The 7,907-nt window shown below is 67.2% G+C and carries 9 protein-coding genes; 4 read left to right on the top strand and 5 right to left on the bottom strand.

Annotated elements, in window-relative coordinates; translation table 11 throughout:
- The 5 genes from ACO6D5_RS28700 to ACO6D5_RS28680 form a co-directional block, all read right to left on the bottom strand.
- The coding region (locus ACO6D5_RS28700) for a SecDF P1 head subdomain-containing protein (RefSeq protein WP_485827270.1) at nt 1-261 on the bottom strand (261 nt) is incomplete at its 3' end.
- A 61-nt stretch (nt 262-322) separates the two neighbouring features.
- The gene (locus ACO6D5_RS28695) at nt 323-1,807 is read right to left on the bottom strand and encodes a caspase family protein (RefSeq protein WP_485827269.1); all 1,485 of its coding nucleotides are present in this window, start codon (nt 1,805-1,807) and stop codon (nt 323-325) included.
- Nucleotides 1,808-1,815: 8 nt separating this feature from the next.
- A complete protein-coding gene (locus ACO6D5_RS28690) occupies nt 1,816-2,424 on the bottom strand; it encodes a hypothetical protein (RefSeq protein WP_315527113.1) in 609 nt (202 codons plus the stop codon).
- A gap of 2 nt (nt 2,425-2,426) precedes the next feature.
- Nucleotides 2,427-3,092, bottom strand: a complete 666-nt coding sequence (locus ACO6D5_RS28685) for an RNA polymerase sigma factor (protein WP_485827268.1) — start codon at nt 3,090-3,092, stop codon at nt 2,427-2,429.
- 111 nt (nt 3,093-3,203) lie between these two features.
- A complete protein-coding gene (locus ACO6D5_RS28680) occupies nt 3,204-3,782 on the bottom strand; it encodes a hypothetical protein (RefSeq protein WP_315527110.1) in 579 nt (192 codons plus the stop codon).
- A gap of 175 nt (nt 3,783-3,957) precedes the next feature.
- On the opposite strand from ACO6D5_RS28680, the gene ACO6D5_RS28675 reads away from it, so the two are divergent.
- The 4 genes from ACO6D5_RS28675 to ACO6D5_RS28660 all read left to right on the top strand — a co-directional run.
- On the top strand, nt 3,958-4,419 hold the full coding sequence (locus ACO6D5_RS28675; protein WP_485827267.1) for a hypothetical protein: 462 nt from the start codon (nt 3,958-3,960) through the stop codon (nt 4,417-4,419).
- A 172-nt stretch (nt 4,420-4,591) separates the two neighbouring features.
- Nucleotides 4,592-5,488 carry a hypothetical protein gene (locus ACO6D5_RS28670; RefSeq protein ID WP_485827266.1) on the top strand — a complete coding sequence of 299 codons (897 nt, stop codon included), beginning with the start codon at nt 4,592-4,594 and terminating at the stop codon, nt 5,486-5,488.
- Nucleotide 5,489: 1 nt separating this feature from the next.
- Nucleotides 5,490-7,094, top strand: coding sequence for a hypothetical protein (locus ACO6D5_RS28665; protein WP_485827265.1), 1,605 nt, complete (start codon nt 5,490-5,492; stop codon nt 7,092-7,094).
- Nucleotides 7,084-7,907 (top strand): glycerophosphodiester phosphodiesterase (locus ACO6D5_RS28660; protein ID WP_485827264.1); only part of this gene is annotated, 824 nt, incomplete at its 3' end. The genes ACO6D5_RS28665 and ACO6D5_RS28660, both read left to right, overlap by 11 nt.

Below are 7,907 nucleotides of genomic sequence, written 5' to 3'. Positions count from 1 at the left end.
CGGGCTTTGCAAGGTGGCCGACGTGAGCAGCACGCCGTTTGACCGCAGCTGAATGCGTTTTCCGACGCGGTTGCGCGTGAAGTCGGCCAGGGCTTTTTGGCTCTCGGGTTTCAAGGCCACGTCGACGACGCGGGCGCCTGTGTTCGGGTCGGCGCCGGGGGTGGCGCTGGCGGCGTGCAGGGTGACGGATTCGGCGTGCGCGGCCAAGGGCAGCGACAAGGCCAGGGCGGCGGCGCAGGCCAGATGCTTTATCAAGGACATGGCAGTTTCCTTTGGCGGGACAAGTGCTCCATCCTAGCCGAAGTGCGCCGCGCCGACGAGCTCAGGGCCGGCCGGGCGCACGCATGACCGGCGCGCGCATCCATGGCATATCGGGCAGCCCCTGTATCTGCGGCATGCCCGGCGCGGGCATGCCCAGGGGGTTGAGCGCGGCGTCTTGCAGTACGGTCATCCATTCGCGCGGGTCCATCGGTTCACCCATGCGCGCGCGCACATCCAGCAGGTCCAGCGCGGCGCGGCGGTGGCCGGCTTCCGCGGCCTCGCGGAACAGGCGCTCGGCCACGTTGTAGTTCTTGGGCACGCCCCGGCCCATGCCGGTCAATTCGCCCAGGTACGTTTGCGCGGGGGCAAAGCCCTGGTCGGCGGCGCGTTGATACCAGCGGGCCGCCACCTTGTAGTCCTGCTCCACGTGTTCGCCGTTCTCGGCGATCAGGCCCAGCGTCGTCATGGCCACCACGTCACCGGCCTTGGCGCGCGCCTGCAGCGAGGCCAGCCGGGGCTCGTCCAGATACTTCGCGCCCCGTTCAATTTCGAATTCCCACGCGCTCATGCGCGCCTTGATCAAGTCGCGGCCCAGCGTGGGCGATGGCCCGCGGCCGGCTTGCCCGGGCTTGCCGCCCGGCACGGCGGGCGTCTGGCCGTCGGCCAGCGTCGTGAATGTGACCGTGCCGACGAGGCTGCTGGCGTAGTGCGGAATTTGCCGATAGGCGGTGGCGACCTGCACATCGCCGGTCAGCTGCTTGAAGAAATTCTCGACCGGGGCAGAGGCGGGCAGGTCGTCCAAGCCCTGCGCGAAGTAATACGCGTAGGGGCTATGGCGCGGGCCGTCGTGGCCAAAGCCATCTTCAGCCGTGGCGCCGGGCTGCGTGGAAAAGGCGATCAGTTCACCCCCTGCCGGCACGGTGTGGACCAGTCCGGCCGAGGGCGCGCCGCGAGTCAGGTTCGTGCGGCAGGCGTCCAGTACCATCAGCCGGGCGCGCACGTCGGCGCGGCGCAGCGCTTGCGACACCCGCTTCAGGCTCAGCGAGCTTTGCTGCGCGGTGCGGATGCGGACTTCGCCCAGGGGCAACGCCAGGTCCACGCCAAACAGATAGTTCACATCGTCCACGGCCACCGCATGGCCCGCGAAATACACCAGCGCCAGATCGGCGTCTTTTGCGCGCGTGGCGAATTCGTCGACGGCGTCTTCCATTTGCGCGGTGGTCAGGTCGGTCAGCAGCGTGACGTCGAATTGCCGCTTGCGCAGCGATTCGGCGATCAGGCGGGCGTCGTTGACAGGGTTGACCAGCGCGTTGGCCGGCACCGCGTAGCGGGCGTTGCCGATGACAAGCGCGTAGCGATGTTTGGCGGCGGTGGGTGCGGGCGCGGACGAAGGGGCCGCGGGGGCCGCAGCCGGGTTGGCCGCTACGCCAGTATGCAGCGGCAACAACCCCGCTCCCAACATGGCGGCAAGCAGCCGCCGGCGCGACAAAGGCATAGTCAAAGGCTTGGACAAGGGCATCGCAATCGGAAACGGATTCGTCTTCATGCCGAGCCTCATGGACGGGGGCACACGCCGGCCGGGCCGGGTGTCGCGGACAGCACGCCCAGCGCGCGGGCGGCGTCTTGCAATGAGGACTCGCGCGCGGCGCTCAGCACGTAACGGCCATCGGCGTCAGGCCCATCCACAATGGACACGTCGTACTGGGACAAGGTGTTGCGCAGCTGTTTGGCGGTCAGCGTGTCGGGCAGGTCCACGACCAGGCGCGGACACGAGCCGCCGCCGCGCGTAAGGACGACGTCGGGCGCGGGGGCATCGAGCGGAGCTTGTTGCACCACGATGACCGACATCATGATGGCCAGTGCCCAGCCCAGCGGCATCAGCGGGCTGGCGGGTGTGGGCCACAGCCATTGCCATAGCCGGCGCGCGCGCGATGGCGCGGCGGGCACAGGCTGGAGGCGTTCGGCCAGCGCTCGCAGAAATGCGGAGTCGCGGTCGGCCTGGCCGATCTCGTTGTGCGCCAGCTGGCGCGCTTGGGCCAGGGTGAGCCATTCTTCGACTTCGGCGTGCAGCGCGGGGTCGCGCGCCATGTCGGCTTCGAAGGCGCGGCGGGCTTCTTCGTCGAGCTCGCCCGACAAGTAGGACAGCACTCGGTCTTCAGACATGATCAGTCCATTCCTTTGCGCGTGCATTCGGCCACGAGCTTGCGTGCGGCATGCAGGCGGCTCTTGACGGTCGGCACGTGCAGGTCTTGCTGCTTGGCGATCTGTTCCATGGGGACTTCGTCCAGATACAGGAACATCGTGGCGCGCAGGGTATCGCTGAGTTTGTTCAGGCAGTCGCGCATGCGCTTGACGAGCGACAGGTGTTCGTAGGCGTGTGCCGGGTCGGCGAAGGGGGAGGGGTCGCCCACGTCCTGGGTATCGTCGAAGACGTTGTCGTCCTGCCCGCCGTCGCCTTCGGGCCCGGACCATCGCACTTCGTGGCGGGTGCGCCGATGCATCTGGATCAGCTCGTGCAGCGAGCCCCGATACAGGTAGCCGCCCAGCTTGCTGACCGCGAGTTCGTGCGCGGCCCAGCCGCCTGCCGGCTGGCCGTGCTGGAAGCCTTCGTCCTTGAAGGTGCGCGTTTGCAGGAACTTCATGAGCGCGTTATTGAAGGCGTCCACCACGCCTTCCGGCGAGGTGTTGAAGAATTTCTTGCGCAGCTTCAACGTGATGTGCTGCTCGGCCTTGTTGCGGAATTCCAGCGCGTAGCGCGGATCGGCATGCATGATGCGCAGCAGCGCGTCGACGTTGTTGATGACGTAGCGCTTGGGGTCGAGCGTGTTCATGGTTCAGATTCTTGGTGTCGAACTGGACGCGGAACGTCAGCCCATCGGCGGAAAATGCCGCAGCCCTGCGGGGCGAGGGCTGCGGCACCTTAGCCGCGCAAGGGCGGAAAATCAAGCGCGGCGGCGCAGCACGGCAATGCCGCGAACGGTGAAGGCCACGACGATGGCCAACGACAGGTAGAAGCCGAAACCGAAGCTCAGGCTGTTCCACAGGGACGACGCCATGTCGCCGGCCATGTTGCGGCTGGCGCGGGAATTGCCCATGAAGCCGGCGAACTGGCGGGTGGCGTTCATGATTTCTCGCACTTGCGAGACCACGCCGGCCAAGGCGATCAGCCACAAGGCCAGCGGCACGAAATAGCCGAACCGGGCGGCGCGCTGGGGCAGCAGGGACGGCAGCAGCGGGCCGACCACGGCCAGCAGCCACAACAGCGCGTAAATACCGGCGCCCGTGCCATGCGAGCCCTGGATGTCGCCGCCATTCTGCATGCGCAGCAGGTCATAGAAGCTAAGGCTGGCATTCGAGCCCATGATGCGCACCGTGATCACGGAGAACACCGTGGTGGCCAGCAGGAACAGCAGCGCGCCCGCGGCGTCGCCTCGGTTGACGCGGGCGGCGGCGGTGGCGGCCCAGCGTGCGCCGTGGGTCTTGGCCTGGTTCAATACGTCGCGTGCCTCTTTGCCTTGCATGGTCTTTCCTTTTGGTTCCGGCGGGGATGCCTGTATCTGTGTCTATGCGCGGCGCACGAAAAGGTTCGATTTATTTTTTTGAAGAAATTTTTCGAACCTTTCCCGGCCTGACGCGTAGCAGGGGACATGGGCGCGGATTTTCCCGTCGCCATCCATCCATACGGAGAGCCGAATCATGTCGAACCCCACCCCGCTGACCGCCCTGTACCAGACCGTGGTGCAAGAAGAACTGGGCCTGGTCGCCCGTATTGACGAAGACGGCGACGTGCTGTTTCGCTACCCCGATCTGGGCACCATGTTCTTCAGCCTGAGCGAGGCGGATCCGGAATTCCTGCGTCTGGTCTACCCGAGCTTCGTGGACGCGGACGAACTGGGCTTGACCCGCGCGCAACTGCTGGAAGTGGTCAATGCGGTGAACAATCGCTGCAAGGCGGTCAAGCTGAGCCTGCAGCAAGACCGCGGCCCGAAGGCCGGACGCGTGTCGGCGTCCGTAGAGAGCTTTGTGGCCGCGTCCGATACGCTGCCCGCCGAAGCGCTCTTGCGCGCCATCGTGGCGCGTTGCGTGTCGGTCATCCGCCACAGCGCTGGAGAACTGGTGAAAGACGCGCTGGAACTCAAGCAGGCCGCTGCCGGTTGAGGAGGCCGCCCGCCGCGCGGAATTGAAACAACCCTGGTCCTGCGCTGTAACTTTGAGATACATTGCAGGGCTTTGACGGAAACTGCGCCTTGCCGCTGCCCCGTTTCCGGCCACCACGATGATGTCGATGCGCCCGCTCTTACTCCGTTCCCTGATCTTTCGCCTTGTGACCATGCTGTTGTTGCTGGGAGGCTTGAGCGCATGCGCGGTCAAGACCAATTCCCGTGGCGGGCTGGTCTATGGCGTCGACACGGCCGCCCTGTTCGGCACCGAGATCGGCCAGTTCCCCTTGCAGGATGGGGGGCTGGGCACGCTGCGCCGCGAAGGCAAGAACTTCTCGGTCAAGCTGTCGGGCAACCAGCGCGTGGTGCCCTTGAACAATGTGGACTCGGCCCGTATCGCGCGCACCGAGAACGTGGGGCCGCGCACCGTGGTCGTCATCGAGACGCAACGGCGCAACTGCGACTACCGCTATACGGTGCTGGCGATCGAAGGGTCCGACGTGCTGTCCTGGGACCTGGGCAATTGCCGCGACCGGCCGGCGGTGCTGGTGCAGGATGACCGCAGCGCCATGACTTTCGATTTTCCGAAGGGATCCAACATCGAGCGGTTCGTCTACACGCAGGACGGCCGCATGCGCCGGGGCGACGTCAAGGCGGTGGCCGGCCTGAATCCGCGCGCCAAGCCCTTTGCCGACGAATCGTTGTACCCGCCGGGGTACCTGGATTCTCTGCGCTTATATGGCGTCTATCCGCCGCCCGCGGCGCCGGCCGCAAAGACGGGTAAATCCGGCAAGCCGGGCAAAGCGCCCAAGCCCGCGCGGGCGGCCACGCCGGACGCGCCCGCCAGGACGGCGCCCGTCGACAACCCGACCGGCAGCCAGCCCCAGGTCCCAACGCAGACCGCCGGCCGCGTCGTTCCGCCGCCACCCCAGCGTGTGCCGGGAGGCGATGCGCCCGCCGCTGCCGCCAGCCCCGCGCCGCGCGCGGGCGGCGCGTCGCGCCCGCCCGCCAAGCTGGACCTGCCCGACGAGGAAATCACCTCGACCCGTCTTGACCTGAGGGACTGACGTGCGGCAAGCCCAGATTCGCCAACTGCTTTTCCTGATCGTCCTGACGGTCGTCTATCTCAGCTTCGAGCTGGGTTTCAATGCGCGCCTGCTGGACGTGGTGGGCAGCCGCGCCACGCCTCACGACATCGAAGAACTGGAGTTCTTCGGCCGTACGCTGTCCGGCATTGCCGCGGCGCTGGTGGTGCTGCAATTGCTGCTGACCCGGCGCCTGCGCACCGGAGGAAAGCCGTCATACCTGAAGATCGGCGTCGCCTGCGTCGTGACCGCGCTGGTGGTGTTCAGCGCCATCAAGGGGCTGGTGAACGTGCTGGTGGATAGCCGCGACGGCGATTTCCGGCGCATCGCCGCCAACGCCGGCTTGCTGCAGCGGTCCCTGGTGCAGGGCGACCTGCATCTGGACGGCCTGGTCGACGACGAGGTCTATGCCCGGCCCGAGGGCAAGGCGTTTCTGGCCGTGTTCCAGGTGCTGCTGTCCAATATCGACAACCTGGACGAGAAGGTCGAACCCAAGAAGCGTCAGGTGATCCGTACCGATCTGCAACGGCAGATGAAGACCTTCACGTTTGATGGCCGCGACGTCCGCATGACGGCGCCGGGCATCCGCGGTTATCACCAGGTCTACACCAGCGTGATGCAGTCTGTCGCCGACCGCTGGAAACAGTATGCGGGCGTGCCGGTGGGAAACGACATCAGCCTGGCGCGTGAGCAGGACCGTGCCTGGAGCGACTACCGCAGGAACCTGTCCAAGCGGGGTTGGACGCCGGAGAGCGTGCCGGCGCGCTATCAGGGGCGCGTGGTGCAGGACGTGCGCAAGCGCATTCCGGTGCCCGGCGACTGGCAGCCTTATGACCGCGCCACCTTCAACGAGGCGGTGGCCCAGCAGTATTGGAAGACCATGCGCAGCCGCACCGTCCATGTGGAAGGGGACGCGATTCCGCCGGGACTGTCGTACGAGGACTTCGTGGCGCGCCCTGGCGTGCAGAAGCTGTTGCGGCAGACCCTGATGGTGCCCGCGACCATGAGCGTGGCCGCCAACTACACCGATGCGGCCAGCTTCAAGCGGCTGTACGACGGCATGCTGGACCGCGCCGTGGACGAGGCGATGCCGCGCTTTTCCGCCCGCAATGAAGACTTCGGCCGGGGCGGCCAGCACTACAAGCTGGGCCAGGATGCCGCGCGGGCGGCGATCGTGCCACCGGTGGCGCTGTTGTTTTCCCTGCTGGGCGCGGTGGGCCACTTCGCCAAGCTGCTGTATCTGATCGTCAAGCTGGTCGTGTGGGTGCGCACGCCCGTAGGGCAGGAGCCGGGCCGCACCGCGACGCGCGCAGCTGGGTTGGCGCTGGTGTTGACGCTGGTGTGCGTCTGGACCGCGTTTTCCTTCATGCAGAACGGCGTGACAAAGAGCGAGCTGTTCCAGCAGATGTCGCGCGCGGAGTCCGGCCGGGATGACGAGTCGGCCGGCCAGGCCCTGCGCCGCCGCGTGCTGGCCAACATTGCGCACGTGGTGGTGGTGGGGCAGGCCTATACCTATCCCTTCAACGAGGCGGTGCGCACGCGCGTGCTGGGCGGCATCAAGTACGGATACCACGGCGATGCGGATTAAGCGCCTGATCACGGCGCTGCTTGCCGCCGTGCTGCCCGTGTCCGGCGCCGGCGCCGCCTGCCTGGGCATGCAGGTGCACGCCCATCGCGGCGCGCCGACGCTGCCCGAGAATTCGCTGGCGTCGATCAGCGCTGCCTACGCGGGCGGTTGGGACGGGGTCGAAATCGACATGCAGCGCCTGCAGGACGGCCGCTGGGTGCTGCATCACGACGTGCTCACGGGCAGGACGGTGGGCGGCGTGGGGCGCAAGGCCGTGCTGCAACTGAACAGCGCCGATTGGCGTGGCGCCAAGCTGATGGGGCAGGGCGGCGGGTCGCCGCCGCCATTCCTGGACGACGCGCTGCGGGTCGCGGCCACGCAACCCGCCAAGACGTTCAACGCCGAACTGAAGGTCGTCTACCGCGACTGCGCGCCGGTCAGCCAGCTGGTCGCCGGCATGAAGCAATCGCTGCCGCACGGCAACTGGATGATCACGTCGGCCTTTCCGGAAGCGCTGCGCTGCGTGCGCGGCACCGACCGCCAAGGCTATCTGGGGCTGATCGTCTTTGACCCCAGGAATGCCGAATCCGTCAGCGCCAACCCTCTGGGCAAGTACGTGTCGCAGCGCGCCACGGCGCCCAAGCTCACCCGCCCGTGGCTGGCCAACCTGGCCAGGACCGTAGGCGCGCCGGTGGGCGTGCACGTGGACGCCTTGACGCTGGCCGCCAACCCCCAGCTGCTGCGCGACGCGGCGTCGGAATCGGTGCGGGTATTCGTCTACGCGGTCGGCGGCGATGCCGCGCTGGCGCAGCAATTGCGCGCGACCCGCCAGCG

Source organism: Achromobacter sp. (assembly GCF_057314935.1).
Note: the sequence above shows the minus strand (reverse complement) of the source record. Positions and strands in the feature narration are given on the sequence as shown.